The organism is Catenibacterium sp. GCM10023432, from assembly GCF_042651925.1.
GTDB classification, from domain to species: domain Bacteria; phylum Bacillota_I; class Bacilli_A; order Erysipelotrichales; family Coprobacillaceae; genus Catenibacterium; species Catenibacterium mitsuoka.
The window spans coordinates 247-17,329 of the sequence record NZ_JBHSEB010000063.1; the positions used below are offsets into that span (position 1 = coordinate 247).

The 17,083-nt window shown below is 34.7% G+C and carries 14 protein-coding genes and 1 pseudogene; 3 read left to right on the forward strand and 12 right to left on the reverse strand.

Features of this window, described 5'->3' with window-relative positions:
• Positions 1-260: 260 nt before the first annotated feature.
• The 5 genes from ACFOZZ_RS08335 to ACFOZZ_RS08355 form a co-directional block, all read right to left on the reverse strand.
• On the reverse strand, positions 261-863 hold the full coding sequence (locus ACFOZZ_RS08335) for an RNA-guided endonuclease InsQ/TnpB family protein (protein ID WP_376815076.1): 603 nt from the start codon (positions 861-863) through the stop codon (positions 261-263).
• Complete coding sequence (locus ACFOZZ_RS08340; RefSeq protein ID WP_376815071.1) at positions 844-1,401, reverse strand: RNA-guided endonuclease InsQ/TnpB family protein; 558 nt, start codon at positions 1,399-1,401, stop codon at positions 844-846. The genes ACFOZZ_RS08335 and ACFOZZ_RS08340 overlap by 20 nt, the downstream gene beginning before the upstream one ends.
• 743 nt (positions 1,402-2,144) lie before the next feature.
• The gene (locus tag ACFOZZ_RS08345; RefSeq protein WP_376815072.1) at positions 2,145-3,371 is read right to left on the reverse strand and encodes a hypothetical protein; all 1,227 of its coding nucleotides are present in this window, start codon (positions 3,369-3,371) and stop codon (positions 2,145-2,147) included.
• Between the two features lie 112 nt (positions 3,372-3,483).
• Complete coding sequence (locus ACFOZZ_RS08350; protein ID WP_376815073.1) at positions 3,484-6,078, reverse strand: immunoglobulin-like domain-containing protein; 2,595 nt, start codon at positions 6,076-6,078, stop codon at positions 3,484-3,486.
• 428 nt (positions 6,079-6,506) lie between these two features.
• Entirely contained in the window at positions 6,507-7,622 is a 1,116-nt protein-coding gene (locus tag ACFOZZ_RS08355) for an IS110 family transposase (protein ID WP_055235128.1), read from the reverse strand.
• A 270-nt stretch (positions 7,623-7,892) separates the two neighbouring features.
• Between ACFOZZ_RS08355 and ACFOZZ_RS08360 the strand changes: the two genes are divergently transcribed.
• Positions 7,893-9,236 (forward strand): MATE family efflux transporter, encoded by a 1,344-nt coding sequence (locus ACFOZZ_RS08360; RefSeq protein WP_278779661.1) that lies wholly within the window; start codon positions 7,893-7,895, stop codon positions 9,234-9,236.
• Between the two features lie 17 nt (positions 9,237-9,253).
• On the opposite strand, the gene ACFOZZ_RS08365 is transcribed toward ACFOZZ_RS08360, so the two are convergent.
• The 3 genes from ACFOZZ_RS08365 to ACFOZZ_RS08375 form a co-directional block, all read right to left on the reverse strand.
• Positions 9,254-10,120, reverse strand: a complete 867-nt coding sequence (locus ACFOZZ_RS08365) for a DMT family transporter (protein ID WP_376815074.1) — start codon at positions 10,118-10,120, stop codon at positions 9,254-9,256.
• A 46-nt stretch (positions 10,121-10,166) separates the two neighbouring features.
• Positions 10,167-11,753 carry a Cof-type HAD-IIB family hydrolase gene (locus tag ACFOZZ_RS08370; RefSeq protein ID WP_278779664.1) on the reverse strand — a complete coding sequence of 529 codons (1,587 nt, stop codon included), beginning with the start codon at positions 11,751-11,753 and terminating at the stop codon, positions 10,167-10,169.
• Positions 11,754-11,836: 83 nt separating this feature from the next.
• Complete coding sequence (locus tag ACFOZZ_RS08375) at positions 11,837-12,154, reverse strand: single-stranded DNA-binding protein (protein WP_006504417.1); 318 nt, start codon at positions 12,152-12,154, stop codon at positions 11,837-11,839.
• 124 nt (positions 12,155-12,278) lie between these two features.
• On the opposite strand from ACFOZZ_RS08375, the gene ACFOZZ_RS08380 reads away from it, so the two are divergent.
• On the forward strand, positions 12,279-13,547 hold the full coding sequence (locus ACFOZZ_RS08380) for an O-acetylhomoserine aminocarboxypropyltransferase/cysteine synthase family protein (RefSeq protein ID WP_202980078.1): 1,269 nt from the start codon (positions 12,279-12,281) through the stop codon (positions 13,545-13,547).
• 54 nt (positions 13,548-13,601) lie between these two features.
• On the opposite strand, the gene ACFOZZ_RS08385 is transcribed toward ACFOZZ_RS08380, so the two are convergent.
• Entirely contained in the window at positions 13,602-13,970 is a 369-nt protein-coding gene (locus ACFOZZ_RS08385; RefSeq protein ID WP_055234150.1) for a desulfoferrodoxin family protein, read from the reverse strand.
• A gap of 230 nt (positions 13,971-14,200) precedes the next feature.
• Between ACFOZZ_RS08385 and ACFOZZ_RS08390 the strand changes: the two genes are divergently transcribed.
• On the forward strand, positions 14,201-14,608 hold the full coding sequence (locus ACFOZZ_RS08390) for an RrF2 family transcriptional regulator (RefSeq protein WP_040389732.1): 408 nt from the start codon (positions 14,201-14,203) through the stop codon (positions 14,606-14,608).
• 27 nt (positions 14,609-14,635) lie between these two features.
• Here the strand turns inward: ACFOZZ_RS08390 and ACFOZZ_RS08395 are convergent, their stop codons facing one another.
• The 3 genes and pseudogenes from ACFOZZ_RS08395 to ACFOZZ_RS13320 form a co-directional block, all read right to left on the reverse strand.
• On the reverse strand, positions 14,636-15,472 hold the full coding sequence (locus tag ACFOZZ_RS08395) for a DMT family transporter (RefSeq protein ID WP_279147603.1): 837 nt from the start codon (positions 15,470-15,472) through the stop codon (positions 14,636-14,638).
• 279 nt (positions 15,473-15,751) lie between these two features.
• Positions 15,752-16,915, reverse strand: coding sequence for an RNA-guided endonuclease InsQ/TnpB family protein (locus ACFOZZ_RS08400; protein ID WP_376815075.1), 1,164 nt, complete (start codon positions 16,913-16,915; stop codon positions 15,752-15,754).
• Positions 16,878-17,003, reverse strand: a pseudogene (locus ACFOZZ_RS13320) (IS607 family transposase); the annotation flags it as partial. The pseudogene ACFOZZ_RS13320 and the gene ACFOZZ_RS08400, both read right to left, overlap by 38 nt.
• Positions 17,004-17,083: the final 80 nt, after the last annotated feature.

The following is a 17,083-nucleotide window of genomic DNA, read 5'->3' on the forward strand; positions in this document are numbered from 1 at the left end:
TGGAAGATTATGCCGTCACAAAAGGCACATTTTCCACCTGTTTATTAATTTAATTTGCGGTTTTATTACTTTTTATTATGGGTAGAGTTTGCGGTTTAACAACTCACATCGAGATAATGTAAGTTCTCACGAACATTACTTACTATGTCATCGTGTATGCTTTCGATTGACCGAAATCATATCTACTCACAAGTTCTTGTACACTCCATAGTCGTAAATTCCCGAAGTAGCCTTCGGTACATACCTACGTTTGCGTTTGGTTATGCAACTTCGTAAGTCGTAGCATCTCTCAGATTTAGTGCAGCATTGAAATCTCTATCTTCGATATAACCACAGTCACATCTGAAAACTCTATCTGAAAGCTTTAAATCTTTCTTGATATTCTTGCAACAGCGACATGTCTTAGATGATGGGAACCATCTATCTACTGTTCGTTGTTCAATTCCGTACTCCTTGCATTTAGCTTGAAACTTTGTTTTAAATTCATAAAGCTTCTGCGAAGCAACTGCCTTTGAAAGATGCTTGTTCTTCATCATTCCTGATACGTTTAGATCTTCAATCGTTATATAAGATGGCTTGGTTTTCACTATCTCTGCGATTATCTTATTGATGTAGTCAGTACGAATATTGTCTATTCTATGATGAAGCTTCTGTATCTTAAGCCTTTGTTTTTGTATATTTCTTTTTTGAGTGGACTCTCCTTTCTTTATATTTTCATACTTTCGAGAAAGACTTCTCTGTTCTCGAATAAGTTTTTTTTCAAGCTTCTTTAATTTTGCAGATTTATTGATGTTCTTATAAGTTTTTCCATTAGAGACAATCGCAAAATCCTTTAATCCAAGGTCAATGCCAATTCCTTTTATTCTTGATTTCTATAAGAACTGAAACATAGTATCTGCCAGCTTTTATTGAGACATGACCGCTCTTAATTACGTATCCATCTTTTGTTGTGGGAATATATCCTTTCTCTTTGATGCGTACCCAGCCAAGTGAAGGAATCTTGATTCTATGTCTTTCGCAAAGGCAATCTTTTGGATTATTCCTTACAAAATACATCTTCACATCAGATCTGCCTTTCTTTTTGAACTTTGGAAAGTCGCTCTTGTGATTAAAGAATCTTGTAAATTCGGTCTGTCTATCATTTACTGCCTGTGTTACCAATTTTGAATAAGCCTCCTTGATCCAGGAATATTCTGGATGGCTAGAAAGATACTCATTGTTAAGCCAAACTCTAAACTGGCTGCTGCTCATAAACTTTTCCCCATTTTCATGAAGCTCCTTATTATGAGCAAGATAGAAGTTATAGATAAATCTGCAAGTACCTATTGTTTTACGAATCTTGACTTTCTGTTCATCTGTCGGATTTATTTCCGTCTTGAAGCTCTTCAGCAATTTCCTCATCCCTTTCTATCAGCTTTTTTATACTTACTAAACCCATACAGCCTGCAGGAGAACACATGAAGTATTGAAACAATATCCTGCATGAGTTCTTCATCTGATTTCTAATCTAATTGTAGAACAAATGGAATATTCATGTATTAGGTTCAGCCTCGAGAACGCTGTTTAATAGGTGTTTATGAAATTTAATTTTCACTAGCCTATGATTTGTGGGTATTCAAATTGTAGTTTTTATTTTTTTCCATTACTTCATCTAATAAATGTTTACATGGTTTCCATAATCTTCAGTACGCTGTTCTACAATAATTCCTTTTGCAATACAAAATCTTAAAAATGCAACGCGATTCAGTAAATACTAATTATAAGTGTAATAACGCCTATTAGTTGGAGTTCGGTTTGCCTATAAAGTTTCTTCTCTATCCCAACGTTATAATGTCTTAACAGGTACGCCTTAAAGTTCAGCAAAATCCTTTGGTTTATAATTTGTGATATTTGATGTTTTCACATTAAAGCTTTCCTTTGAGTAAATTTGAACACATTTAATCACAATAGTCGATATATTTAGTTACTTATTTGAATACCCACGTTCCACAGGTAACTGTCAAATTAAGAAATGATAGTTTCAATTTTCTTGGCATTTATGTGTAAAATTAATTTCATTAATTGGATTCACCTGTTGATTATGGGTAATTAAAGTTACTTATATTTTCCTCCTTTCTTATAATTATACACAAAAAAAGACATTCTTAATCAAGAATGTCTACCTGGATTGCATTAATTGTCATCAAACTTGTAAAGTCATTAATAGATAATGTACCTACAATCTTTACTGTCTGTCCCTGTTTAAACTTATCAATCTTATATCCTGGAGTATAGATGATTGTATCAATACCACCTACATTAGGAATAAAGAAGCTTAACTTGATACGATCATAATAATCCTTTACAGGAGCACTATGAATCTTTAAACCTTCAATAGAGATAAGAGTCTTTTCCTGTCCTATGCCAAATGGTGATAATACCTGTAAGTATTCTTCTATATTTGTCTTAGATAAGTCTGAGATTTCTAATGGAATCACATCTTTTTCTGTACCATCATCAATATAATCTTCATTAATGAAGTATCCAGCATTGATTTCATCCGCAATAGGTGCAACAGAACGGAATTTACCAGTACCAGGACAGCCATAAATCAAATACTTAACCATCTTTTTCGCATTATTTAAAGATTCAAGGTAATGTGCCATCTTATAAGTAATAGAATCAGCCATAACCTGTTCATTATATGTCTTCTTGAATTCTCTTTGACGCATATTGTTTTTCTGTCTTGTCTTAGGTGTTAATGCAATAAATTCAATTGCATCAAAACGACAGTCATTTAATAAACCTAAAGTCTTCTTTAAATGATATCGATTAGAATTACGTAAAGGAGTTCCTTCAGCCTGAATACCAATACCTGCAAGAGAAGCTAAATACTGATTCTCTTTACCAAGTAATGTATTAATAAGCTGTAATACAAGTAAGCTCTGTGCAGCATCTTCATCCTTATAGTGACCACCAGGTACTAATGGATAAACATCATTTCCATTTCTTACTTCTAACTGATCTCCTAAGATAATATGGAGACCAGAACCAAAATCATCCTGAGGACCATCATAGAATTCAAAAGCTGATTTCCCTTTAGCCATTAAAACACCTAGGAAGATCATAGCACTTTCTAATAAATGATGTAGTTCTGTACTCATGATACAAATATGAATCTTAGACTTAGAAGCACATGCTTCTTTAATGAGATTCACTACTGTTTCACCATTCTCTAAATCTGTAAAGTTGTAATAGAGTGGCATGTTGAGTGCTTCATAGTCTTCTTTTGTAAAGCCTCTATGCTCAACATATTTCGCAATAATAGGATTCACTTCATATGAATCCATGATTTCTTTTGTATGAGATAATTCAACTTCGTGAAATATCATTTTTTCACTCCCCTCTTTCCAAAACAATTATAACGAATGGGACTCTAAAAAAAAAGGGGGACTTTATCAAAAAAGGTGTGAGTCTCATTGAGACTCACACCTTAACTTATACTTAAGCTTTTTTTCTCTTTAAAAGATTTAATAAAGCAGCTGCACAAGACACAAGTAATGCAAAGAAACCTACCTGAGTTGTATCACCTGTCTTAGGCGTATTTGTAGAACCACCCTTATTTGTATCAGGTTTTACAACATCCTTTTCCTTTACAGTCACTGTAATCGTCTTTGTTGCCTTATTACCTTCTTTATCTTTCACTTCATATGTAATTTCATATGTACCTGCCTTAGTAAGATCAATAGTATTCTTTGTAATTTCAATCTTATCTGTCAAATCTCCATCTTCCGCATCTTTGCCAGTCACACCTGCCATTGGATCAAACTTGTCACCAACAGTCACTACTTTATCTTCTGCCTTAATAGTAGGTGCTGCATTGATAGTCACCATATTTAATGCCCATTGTGCATACAATGTCACATCATGTGCAGGCACTTCAAATGTACCTTCAAATTCACCTGTTTTTGGATTATATGAATAAGTATCTCCTGTACCATCTGCTTTTGTATTCCATCCAACAAATACATAGCCTTCTCTTTCATATAAGTTCTTTTCTAATTCAACTGTTTCACCTGGCGCAAACTTATCAGTTTTATTTTCCTTCATATGACCATAGTTTGAATTATAAGTCACTGTATATAAGCCATGTGCTGCTTTTAAGCCATACTTTTCTTTATCTGTTAATATGACTTTTTCGCTTTCTGCATCAAATTTATTGATATTTTCTGAAGATTCATCATATCTGTTACCTTCATTATCAATATACCAGCCATCAATCATATGTCCACAACTACCTGATAACTTTTCACCTACTACAGAATTTTTATAGAAAGTAATAGTACTGTCTTTATCATGTACATATAAATCATCTCCACAACGTGATGCATCATTATCATATACTTTTGATGTTTCATCAATATTGACTAATCCACCAGACCATGCTGCAACTCCTGCTGCGGAAGTTCCTTTATTATTATAAATACGTGTATGGTTTGTAATATTCACTGTTGATCCATCTTTATAAGAACCAATTGCGACTCCATACCAGCCATCTGCATGCTTATTTTTGATTTCTGTATTATCTAATGTAACTATTGATCCACTTGCTACACTAATAGCGCGATTTTTACTTTCCACATTCTGTCCATCAATCAAACTATCTTTCACATTAACGGTATAAGGCTTATCACCTTTATTCCAAGTACCAAGATAAATATCTCCTGACTCATTACCTAAGAATTGACAATTGTCTACTTGTGCTGTTAGATATTTAGCATATTCGTCCTTGTATTCATTTTCTGAAATCTCTCCGAGTAAATAAAGTGAAAAATCTTTATTTCCTTTAAAGATACTATTCTTTAATGAAAGTTTCGCATTATGAAGCCATACTACTGGTCCTTCATTATTTTCTTCGAAATGACATCTATCAATATTTAATTCAAATGTATTACCAAAGTTCGCAACAGCTGAACCTGCTTCTTCTCTATTTCCTTTAAAAGTACAATTGATAATATTACCTGTTCCATTACCATATGCAAAACAAATAATACCGAGTGAACTATTACTATAACCCATACCTTTATTATCAATAAACTTACAGTTTGTAAAATCACCATCAGCCTTCATTAAATGTACAGCACCACCATCATTACCTGATGAATTTCTAGATACTACTACATCTTTCATAGTGACCTTAGTAACAGGGGAATTCGCATATACAGCGCCACCATTTTCACTTGCAGAGTTATCATTAATAGTACCACCATAGAATTCCATAACACCCTTCTGGGCAAAGATGGCACCACCGAAACAATAACTTGAATCAGAATATGAAACATAGTTCTGATCAATATTTGTATTTCTAAAGATCAATGAGTCACTTTGATTTGCATAAATAGCTCCACCACATGCCCACCATGAATTATAAACTACATTATGCTGAATCTGACAATTAGTGAATTCTGCTGTACCCTTTTCTACTAGAATAGCACCACCATGACCAGATCTTGTCACATTCACTGCATTCTTAAATGATGAATTCTTAGCCTTTAAATGACCTTCAGTATAAACCATTGACTTTGTAGCTTTTAAATCTTTATCACCTAAAGTAATTGGGATATAACCTTTTTTATTCTTTACTACTTCTTCACCTGCAGTAAATCCAGAAGCCCCACCATCAAAGTGAATGTTTTCTAGATTTACGGTAGAATTCTCATCAATATTTAAAAGATAACCATTCAAATAATCTTCTGAACGAGATAAAGTAACATCAGTCACCCCTTTGATTGTGATAGTCTTATTCACAACCTTGATTTCTTCAGTCACCTTTAAAGATTGACCTACTACAACTGTATCTCCATCCTTTGCTTGTTCTACCGCTTCTTTTAAAGAAGTATATTCAGTTTCCCCAATTTTTGCGACATAAGATGCTTCACTTACTAATAGAGTATCAGTTGTTTTTGAAGATGTATTATTAATACTTTCTTCTACTGCATTATAAGCGAGTGCGACATTTGGATTCATAAAAGGAGCCATAGAAACAGCCATAGCTGTTGCAAGTGCTGCCTTAACTAAAACATGATTCTTATTATTCATTTCGTTTCCTTCCTTTTTCCATAAAGTGATAAATTTTAAATTATTATACTGTTATGAAATGACCGTTGTCAAGATATAAATAAACTTTCATAATATTTCTATTAAGTTTTATCATCAAGGGCATAGAAAGACCTCAAATCATATAGATTCTGCGACAGTTAACCAAACTGTAATACGTGGATTGGATACCAAAAAGTTAATGGTTCGTCGACAGCTCTATAATCTATATGCATGGATCATTGCTTTTATTATTCTTACTAAATCGCGACTTTCAGTAAGAACTCACAATGCCATAAAGTATTTATCTTAGATAGCTGAACCTGTACTATTAATTTGAAGTCCATCTATGCCTTCGATGTTGGAGTATTTTGTCTATTTAACGACACTTCATTTCCTTTTTTTTAAACTTGAAATATTAATAAAGATTATTATGAGATATGACCAGTCTCTATTCCCCATACAAAACATGCAAGCTCTCTTGCGACTGCTGTAATTGCGATATTTCTTTTAACTCCTCTAAAAATCATACGATGATACTTCTTCTGTAGTCTAATAACTGCCTTATCTGCATAATCTATAACCTTTACATCCTGATCTTTCTGTTTTGATTTCACTTTTTTGCCTTTTTTGCCTATAGTCCCTCTTACAAGTACCTGAGCAGCCTCTACAAGAGTCGTTCTAATCATACTGTTTCCCTGCTTGGTGATGCCTAGTCTATGATAAGAATCACCGCTTGAATCTTCACCAGGTGTAAGACCGCAATAAGACGCAAAGGCATTGGCAGTAGGAAATCTATCAAAATCAGATGTTTCAGCATGCATGGTCATAGCTGCAATAGTATCAATACCCTTGATACAGCGCAATTGACCTATCTTCTCATTGTATGTTTCCTTTTGAGATAATTCTTCTAATCTATGCTTGAATCTTTCTATCTTTTCAGATAGGATTTCAAGCTGTGATAGATATTCATCAAGTATTTCTCTATGCATATCACTTAGTTCAAGTTCCTTAAGCCACTTAATATGGGCTGGAACCCATTTTGATTTACCAGGATACTGATGACCGAATCTCAAGAGGAATGCATTAATATGCTGCTTAACCTTCTTTAGTTCAATCTTAAAGTCATGCATCATTCTTATGTATTCTTTAATTTCTACATCTTCATCTGTTGGAACATGAACTGACTTATAAGTTCCGTTAGCTAGGTTAGCTGCAATATTTTTCGCATCTCTTCTATCATTCTTCACTACTTTATTTTTTGCAGAACGATGCATAGTTGATGGTGCAAGAATATCACATTCAATACCTTTTTCAGCTAACTGCCAGTAAAGAGAATAGCCAAGGCATCCTGCTTCATAGCCTGTCTTGATCTGAACATCATCACTGTCAACTGATTTCTTGGCGTTCTCAATGAACTTGATGATAAGACTTACATCTGCAGGAATCTTAGTTTCACCAATAATCTCACCAGTTTCTTTCAATAATGCACATAAACTGTATGTCTTCTTATGGACATCCATACCAATATAAATTATACTTTTCATAGTGACCTCCTATTGTCGTTATGGTAACAACTCACTTTTTGTTTTCTATTCTTATTATGAGTTTAAATCCACGTTTTGACAACTAGGAGGTCATTTCATATTATCTATAACTGAACAAAAAAGTATATCAAATGCACTATCACGCTTTTGTTCTGCACGAATATCTCATTCTCAGCAAAAATAACATATCAACTTTTTCTATCACTTTTTGAAACTTCTCTACACCTTTAATTTTGATATGTTAGACTATAGTCTTAAGGAGGGGATTTCATGAAGAAAGATCAATATCAAATGGATATGACGCACGGTCCATTACTTGGTAAGATCTTAATATTTTCTATACCATTAATGTTTTCAGGGGTGCTGCAGTTATTATTTAATGCAGCAGACGTTATTGTGGTAGGACAATTTGCTGGTCCACGTTCTATTGCGGCAGTAGGTTCTACATCTTCTGTTGTCAATCTATTAGTTAGTTTATTTATTGGTTTATCTGTCGGGGTCAATGTACTTGTCGCACGCTTTATTGCCTCACAAAGAGACAAGGATACCCATGAAACAGTACACTCTGCCATACTACTCGCAATTGTCTTTGGCTTGATATTTGCGATTATTGGTGTGACATGTGCCAGAATGATTCTAGAAGCAATGGGATCACCGGATGATGTCATCAATCTTGCAACAACCTATTTACGTATCTATTTTATCAGTATGCCCTTTGTTGCACTTTATAACTTTGGTGCTGCCATATTACGTGCCATTGGTGATACAAAAAGACCACTTATATTCCTTATTGTAGCGGGTATTGTAAATGTCATATTAAACTTAATATTTGTTATTATATTCAAGATGGATGTAGCTGGCGTTGCACTTGCGACATTTACGGCTGAACTTGTTTCTTCAATACTTATTATTCACTGCTTGATGAAAACAAGTACTGTCATTCACTTAGATATTCATGCTTTAAAGTTCCATAAAGATAAGGTGATTCAGATATTCAAGATTGGTTTACCTGCAGGATTACAAGGTGCTATCTTCTCTATTTCTAATATCCTGATTCAGTCATCTATTAACTCATTTGGTTCTATTGCGATGGCAGGTAATGCCGCAGCAGGATCACTTGAAGGATTTGTTTATCAGTCTATGAATGCCATCTATCAGGCGTGTGTCACTTTCACAAGTCAGAACTATGGTATTAATGATAGAAAGAGAGTCGATAGAGTCCTTGCATTATGCATTGGAATAGTCACAGTTGTAGGACTTGTTTTAGGTAATCTTGTCTACTTCTTTGCGAATGAGCTGATTCGTATCTATACAACAGATGTACAAGCCATTGCCTATGGTCATGAAAGATTATTATATATATGTGTACCTTATTTCATCTGTGGCTGGATGGATGTCATAGTCGGTTCATTAAGAGGTTTAGGTTATTCTACTATTCCTATGATTGTATCTTTAATAGGTGCATGTGGACTAAGAGTCTTGTGGATTCTTACTATCTTCCAATACTTCCATACACTTAATTCTATTTATTTATCATATCCAGTGACTTGGATAGTTACTGCAGCGGCACATCTTATCACTTATATGATACTAAGAAAAAAAGCTTTTAGCTAAAAAAAGCCATTCAGAATTTAATTCTGAATGGTTTTTTTATCCGGTAACTGTGCAATAATAATCGCAATAAACATGAGTACACAGCCCAATCCTTCTTTGATTGTAAGACTCTGACCTAAGATCACCCATCCTGCAAATACTGAGAATACAGATTCCATACTTAACAAAATAGAAGCTACTGTAGGATTCATACCCTTCTGTCCAATAATCTGTAATGTATAGCCTGCTCCACTTGATAATAATCCAGCATAGAGAATAGGTGCACATCCTACCATGATATTATGCATAGATACATCTTCAAATAAAAACATAGGAATAGTATTTAATAATGCACATGTGAAGAACTGAATACAGCTCATCTTTACACCATCTACTAATGGTGAATAGTGATCAATGACAAGAATATGTAATGCGAATACACAGGCACATGCACATACTAATAAGTCACCTTTACCTAAAGAAAGTGATCCTGTCATACATAATAAGTAAAGACCAATCACTGCTAGGACAACAGAGATACCAATCTTAGGACTTAACTTCTTCCCTAAAAATAAGCTAAAGAATGGTACAACAATAATATAAAGTGCTGTAATAAATCCTGCTTTACCTACAGTTGTATACTGAATACCAAACTGCTGCAGGGCACTTGCTAGACCTAATACAATACCACAGGCAATTCCACCTGCCCATAACTTCTTATCCTTGAAGTCCATTGTATGATCAAAGAAATAAATAAGTGGTAATAAAACAAGTCCACCTAAATAACTACGTAAGGCAGTAAAAGTAAATGGTCCTACATAATCCATACCTGCACTTTGTGCTACAAAGGCACAGCCCCAGATGAAGGCTGTAAGTAGTAGTAATAAATGATTTTTATAACGCATGATTTCCCCTCCTACAAAGGGGTATTCTACACGAAATCATCATTACTTACAAAAGATATTTATCTACGATTACTTTTATTCCATCATGATCATTATCTAATGTGATTTCAGTGGCTAGATTCTTAATCTCTTCTGTTGCATTCCCCATCGCAACTGCTTTACCAGCACTCTGGAATGCTTCAATATCATTCCCGCTATCACCCATCATGATTGTATTTTCAATAGGGATATTTAAGTAAGATGATAGAGATTCAAGTCCTGCTCCTTTAGTAATACCTAAAGGTGTGACTTCAATAGCTGTTTCTTCTACTACAGCACAGCTGACTGGAAATACTTCTAGTTTCTTTAGAAGCTGATTCATTGCATCAACACTTGGATTATATAAACAGAACTTAAGGATTTCATCCTTATGTACTTCTGCATATTCATAAATGTCCTCTACAATAAATGCACGGCTTTCAAACATAGATTGATAAATAGCCATATTGTAATAAGGCATATTCTCTACATCTTTTTGAGAGGCAATAGAATGAGACGAATCGAGTAAATACAACATCACATCCTCTTTCTTCACAATATCCATCATCTGTGTAAATACATCTGTATCAAAAGAATGAACTTCTAATGGCTGATCATTCTTAAAATCATAGATCAAGCATCCACTTAATAAGATTCCATAATCACAGAAATCTAATTCACCTTCATAGTCTTTTAATTCTGCCAGCCCTCTTCCTGTACATAAACAGATACTCTGTCCCTTTTTGTTTGCTTCAATTAAAGAAGCTGCAGTATTTGGCGAAATCGTCTTATCAGACTTTAGAAGTGTACCATCCATATCGAGTGCCAAAAGATATCTTTCCTTGATCCATCCATAATGCAGACAAGCATTGTAGATACCATCCTTGTTGGCATCAGTAGTCACATAAGTGGCTTTCTTCTTTAATTCATCTATACCATTACCCATTGCAATACTTGTCCACTCTGGAATAAACATAGATAAATCATTCTTTTCATCACCAAATACGACAACATCTTTAATATCACCACCAAGATGTTCCACCATACGTTTAATACCCTTGCTCTTATCTCCTGGTTCCACAAACAAGTATTCCTTATGAAAACGACACCAAGGTAACTTCTTTAAAGATTCCAGTTTCTCTTCTTCACCCTTAAAGCAGGCAATATATACCTTATAGATTTGATCATAATCACGTGGATCTAAACCTTCTACCACTTCTGTCTTCATATAAATATCATGAGTAAACTCATAAAAACGATCATCCGGTGCGAGTCTTCTTGTTTTGTTGTCAGGAGAAAAAGCCCATATCAAACCTTTCTTCTCACATTCATCTATTAAATCAAGACATAATTGATAATCCAATGGTTCTATGCCTTTTAACTGATCATCAATAGTCATTCCATTCCCTCCATCACTGATCATATTATGAAAACCTAATTCATGCATATAATCATGTGCCATGGCATAACTTCTACCTGTCGCAATCGCAATAAAATGACCCTCTGCTTCTAGCTGTTTTAAAGTATATTGTGTTGATTCAGGAATATACTGATCTCCTGGTGTTCCTACAGCTAAAGTCCCATCAATATCAAAGAAAAAGTATTTTCTATCCATCATGTACCCCTCACTTTCGAGATACATTATACACGCATGAACATGCATATCTCAATCAACATCCATGCGTGTTTTTGCATATTCTAGAATGAATAGCTAGAATCTTCACATACCATATGTTCTGGATAAACTTCCATAGCATATGAAGTTGTTCCTGAACGATTTGGATAAAAACGTCCTCTAACACTTCCTTCAATAGACACAGACTGACCCTTTTCAAAGTGGTCTACGACATACTGTGCTTTCTCATCCCAGATTACACAACGTATATAATCATAACGTGGTCTATCTTCTGTCCCTCCTTTCGTAGTAAGTAAGAAAGAACCTCTAAGTATTCCATTTCTAGATTCTTTCACTTCTGGATCAGATGTGATCTGACCTTGTAATTTAACTTCATTCATATTTTTTTCCTCCTTCTATATACTTATTCTCTAAAATAAGAATAAATTACTTAAGATTTTTTAAAAAAAGTTTAATTCCCTACAACCCTTATGGTATATAATGTTTAAAAACGGAGGAGATTATATGGAATTAGAAACAAAAGCAATCCATGAAGGCTGGAAGCCTGGTAATGGAGAACCTAGACAGTTACCAATTTATGAGAGTACTACTTTTAAATATGATTCAAGTGAAGAAATGGGCATGTTATTTGATTTAGAAAAAGATGGTTATTTCTATTCACGCTTACAGAACCCTACAAATGATGCAGTAGCAGCCAAACTTACTAGCATGGAAGGTGGATATGCTGGTATGTTAACAAGTTCAGGACAGGCAGCTAACTTCTTTGCGATTTTTAATATCTGTGAAGCAGGAGGACATGTTGTTGCTTCTGGTAATATTTATGGAGGTAGTTATAACCTACTTTCAGTAACTATGAAGAAGATGGGTGTTGATGTGACTTTTATTAATCAGGATGCATCTGTAGAAGAAATCAATGCAGCATTTAAAGAGAATACTAAGTGTATGTTTGGAGAAACATTATCGAATCCTACAATGGAAGTATTAGATATTGAAAAGTTTGCGTCTATTGCGCATGCCCACGGTGTCCCTTTAATTGTGGACAATACATTTGCGACACCTGCAAATTGTCAGCCTATTAAATGGGGTGCTGATATTGTGACTCATTCTACGACAAAATATCTAGATGGTCATGCATCCGGTGTTGGTGGCGCTATTATTGATAGTGGTCATTTTGACTGGATGAGTCATGCAGAAAAGTTCCCAGGACTCACTACTCCAGATGATAGTTATCATGGAATCACTTATGCAAAGAGATTTGGTAAGGCCGCTTATATTACTAAAGCCACTGCACAATTAATGCGTGACTTAGGATCTATTCCTTCACCATTTAATAGTTATTTATTAAATATTGGAATTGAATCATTACCAGCACGTATGCGTGTACATTGTGAAAATGCCTTAAAAGTTGCTACATACTTAAAGAATCATCCAAAAGTAGAATGGATCCACTATCCAGGACTAGAAGATGATAAATATCATGAAGCAGCAAATAAATATATGCCTCATGGTACATGCGGTGTTATGTGCTTTGGTTTAAAGGGCGATAAGAAGGAAGCAGTGACTTTCATGGATCACCTACAGCTTATTAACATCGTGACTCATGTAGCTGATGCAAAGACTTGTATTTTACATCCTGCTAGCCATACACATCGTCAGATGACAGATGAACAATTAAAAGAAGCAGGTGTTGATCCAACACTTATTCGTTTATCTATTGGTTTAGAAAACCCAGATGACTTAATCAAGGATATTGAAGAAGCATTAAAGTACTAAAAAAGACTGTTCAAATGAACAGTCCTGAAAGCAGAATCTATTTCTGCTTTTTTATTATGCTTTCCATAAACCATGAAGATTGCAGTAGTCATAAGCTGCCACAACTTCATCACCTTCACCAATATAGAATACAGCTTCAGGCTTATCAGTAGGTGTTAACTGTTTAAACTGAGTACCATTTTTAGTTTCTAATACGATTAAAGTAATATAATGTGCTTCAGTCATAGGATGTTCTACTGATCCTACAGATACAGTCACTTTTGTTCCTTCTACTTTAATAACAGGAACGTGTTTTTCAACTGCGGCATCAGTTGTATTTGGTGTTAATTCCTTCATAGGTTCGCCACAACAAACGACTGGTACACCAGAATCCACAAAATGAGTGATAACGTTACCACAATGTTCACAACGATAGAATTTCATATTCAATTCCTCCTTTATCTAATACTATCATAACACTTTTAGAACAAGACTACGAATGATATGCTTTCTTTTAATATTTTTCCAGTCAAAATTGTAAAAGTGTTGATTATAAAGGGCTTTTTTTGAGTGTTATTAGTAAATTTTTTCCAAAATAATCTTGTAAATATTTACAAAAGGCATTATTATGTAAATGGAAATAATAATAGAAGTTTTATATGGAGGTGATACGTATGACTAGTGATTTTAGTATTGCTGTCCACGCTCTCGTCTATTTAGGTAAAAACCAAGACCTTATTTCTAGCGATGAACTTGCAAAGCATATTTGCACTCATCCAGTACGTGTAAGACGTGTTATGATCAAATTGAGAGAAGCTGGCCTTATTAAGGCTAAAGCAGGTGTTGATGGAGGATATCGTCTTGATAAAGAAGCCGATGATATCACTTTATCTGAGATTGCGAAATCTGTCTCAAATGATTATATCCATGTGACTTGGCACAATGGAGAAGATGGAAGAGAAGCCATTAAAGACTCTAAAGTAGAACAAGCCATTGATTCTATTTTTGTAGATCTCAATGAAGCGTGTGACAATTTGTTGAAAAACAAGACCATCGAGGACATTATGAATATATCCAAATAGAAATGGTCTACAATCAAAAGAAGCAGCCTAGATGGCTGCTTTTTTAAAGTCTAATATTAAGTTTAAGATAATGCCTCCTACAACCATTCCTGCACCAATTAAACTGATACCAGATATTGTTTCATGGAAGAAGATAAAAGCCCACAGAGGCGCTAAAATGACTTCTAACATGCAAATAAGATTGGCTGTAAAAGCTTCTGTACAAGAAATACCTAATGCGAGGAATATACCGCCTAAACACATTGGAAAGAAACCATAACCACATACACCAAAGGCATCAGTGATATGGAAGTCAGGAAGTCCTCTAAAGACAATCAAGCCTACTGTAAGAGAGAACATATAAGCAAATATTGTCGATGAGAAGGCTTCAGCCTCTTCTTTGTTGTTGAGGTAGAACTGCATTCCAAAGCAGGCTCCTGATATAATTGCGAGTATATTTCCTAATAGATGCGAGAAGGAAAGAGTATCCGCAAAGAATAGTGCCATACCGATAAAGACAATCGCAATAATCCCCATTTGTCTTTTTGTCGGTAATCTACGTAAATCTATAGATTGATAGATCAATACAAAGATTGTTGATGAGTATTGTAATACAATCGCATTGGCCACTGATGTCAGCTTATTGGCATAGATGAATGTTAAACTCATAAGGAACTGAAAGACCCCCACTGTAACTGTCATTTTATTGAATACCAGCTTCTTATGATGAATGATCATACTAAGAGGTATTGCGATAATAGAACTCATCATTGAGAATCCCAGCCCACTTAAGCGGCTTGCACGTATAAATAAACCTGCAAGTGACCAGCAGAATGCTGTCATAAGCAGGTAGAATACACCTTTTGTACTTATTTTATTTTCCATAATACAGCCACTAATAATGCGATGATTAAAGGAATAAGCACTGGCACAACAACGCATAAACCAAATAAAAGAATATTATTCATAAAAGTTCACACTGCCACTCAAAATGTGATTAAACATACTCACATCGAGATAATGTAAGTTCTCACGAACATTACTTACTATGTCATCGTGTATGCTTTGGATTGACCGAAATCAAATCTACTCACAAGTTCTTGTACACTCTATAGTCGTAAATTCCCGAAGTAGCCTCCGGTACATGCCTACGTCTGCGTTCATTTATGCAACTTCGTAGGTCGTAGCATCTCTCAGATTAAGTGCAGCATTGAAATCTCTGTCTTCGATATAACCACAGTCACATCTAAAAATTCTATCTGAAAGCTTTAAATCTTTCTTGATACTTTTGCAGCAGTGACATGTCTTAGATGATGGGTACCATCTATCTACTGTTCGTTGTTCAATTCCATTCTCTTTGCATTTAGTTTCAAGCTTCGTTTTAAATTCATAAAACTTCTGTGAAGCAACTGCCTTTGAAAGATGTCTGTTCTTCATCATTCCTGATACGTTTAGATCTTCAATCGTTATATGAGATGGCTTTGTTTTCACTATCTCTGCGATTATCTTATTGATGTAATCAGTACGAATATTATCAATTCTATGATGAAGCTTCTGTATCTTGAGCCTTTGTTTCTGTATATTTTTCTTTTGAGTGGACTCTCCTTTCTTTATATTTTCATACTTTCGAGAAAGACTTCTCTGTTCTCGAATAAGCTTTTTCTCAAGCTTTCTTAATTTTGCAGATTTGTTGATGTTCTTATAAGTTTTTCCATTAGAGACAATCGCAAAGTCCTTTAATCCAAGGTCAATGCCGATTCCTTCACTAGAATTACTGACTATCCTTTTATCTGGGATTTCTATAAGAACTGAAACATAGTATCTGTCAGCCTTTATTGAGATATGACCGCTCTTAATCACATATCCATCTTTTGTAGTTGGAATATATCCTTTCTCTTTGATGCTGACCCATCCAAGTGATGGAATCTTGATTCTGTGTCTTTCGCAAAGGCAATCTTTTGGATTATTCCTTACAAAATACATCTTCACATCTGATCTGCCTTTCTTCTTGAATTTTGGAAAGGCACTCTTGTGATCAAAGAATCTTTTAAATGCGGTCTGTCCGTCATTTACTGCCTGTGTTACCGATTTTGAATAAGCTTCCTTGATCCAGGAATATTCTGGATGGCTCGGAAGATACTCATTGTTGAGCCATACTCTAAACTGACTGCTGCTCATAAACTTTCTGCCACTTTCATGAAGTTCCTTATTATGAGCAAGATAGAAGTTATAGATAAATCTGCAAGTACCTATTGTTTTACGAATCCTGACTTTCTGCTCCTCTGTTGGATTAATTTCCGTTTTGAAGCTCTTCAGCAATTTCCTCATCCCTTTCTATCTGTTTTTTATACTTACGAAGCCCCTGCAACTGGCAGGAGAACACATGAAGTATTGAAACAATATCCTGCATGAGTTCTCCATCTGATTTCTAATCTGTTATGAAATGACGATTGTCAAGTGGAAATAACACATTTCTTTGATTTTCGTTTTTCCGTT

Bases quoted from the DNA above. Each gene is read 5' to 3' on its own strand.
- ACFOZZ_RS08340 (WP_376815071.1), bottom strand. From the start codon at position 1,401: ATGAGGAAATTGCTGAAGAGCTTCAAGACGGAAATAAATCCGACAGAT.
- ACFOZZ_RS08345 (WP_376815072.1), bottom strand. From the start codon at position 3,371: ATGATATTTCACGAAGTTGAATTATCTCATACAAAAGAAATCATGGAT.
- ACFOZZ_RS08350 (WP_376815073.1), bottom strand. From the start codon at position 6,078: ATGAATAATAAGAATCATGTTTTAGTTAAGGCAGCACTTGCAACAGCT.
- ACFOZZ_RS08355 (WP_055235128.1), bottom strand. From the start codon at position 7,622: ATGAAAAGTATAATTTATATTGGTATGGATGTCCATAAGAAGACATAC.
- ACFOZZ_RS08360 (WP_278779661.1), top strand. From the start codon at position 7,893: ATGAAGAAAGATCAATATCAAATGGATATGACGCACGGTCCATTACTT.
- ACFOZZ_RS08365 (WP_376815074.1), bottom strand. From the start codon at position 10,120: ATGCGTTATAAAAATCATTTATTACTACTACTTACAGCCTTCATCTGG.
- ACFOZZ_RS08370 (WP_278779664.1), bottom strand. From the start codon at position 11,753: ATGGATAGAAAATACTTTTTCTTTGATATTGATGGGACTTTAGCTGTA.
- ACFOZZ_RS08375 (WP_006504417.1), bottom strand. From the start codon at position 12,154: ATGAATGAAGTTAAATTACAAGGTCAGATCACATCTGATCCAGAAGTG.
- ACFOZZ_RS08380 (WP_202980078.1), top strand. From the start codon at position 12,279: ATGGAATTAGAAACAAAAGCAATCCATGAAGGCTGGAAGCCTGGTAAT.
- ACFOZZ_RS08385 (WP_055234150.1), bottom strand. From the start codon at position 13,970: ATGAAATTCTATCGTTGTGAACATTGTGGTAACGTTATCACTCATTTT.
- ACFOZZ_RS08390 (WP_040389732.1), top strand. From the start codon at position 14,201: ATGACTAGTGATTTTAGTATTGCTGTCCACGCTCTCGTCTATTTAGGT.
- ACFOZZ_RS08395 (WP_279147603.1), bottom strand. From the start codon at position 15,472: ATGGAAAATAAAATAAGTACAAAAGGTGTATTCTACCTGCTTATGACA.
- ACFOZZ_RS08400 (WP_376815075.1), bottom strand. From the start codon at position 16,915: ATGAGGAAATTGCTGAAGAGCTTCAAAACGGAAATTAATCCAACAGAG.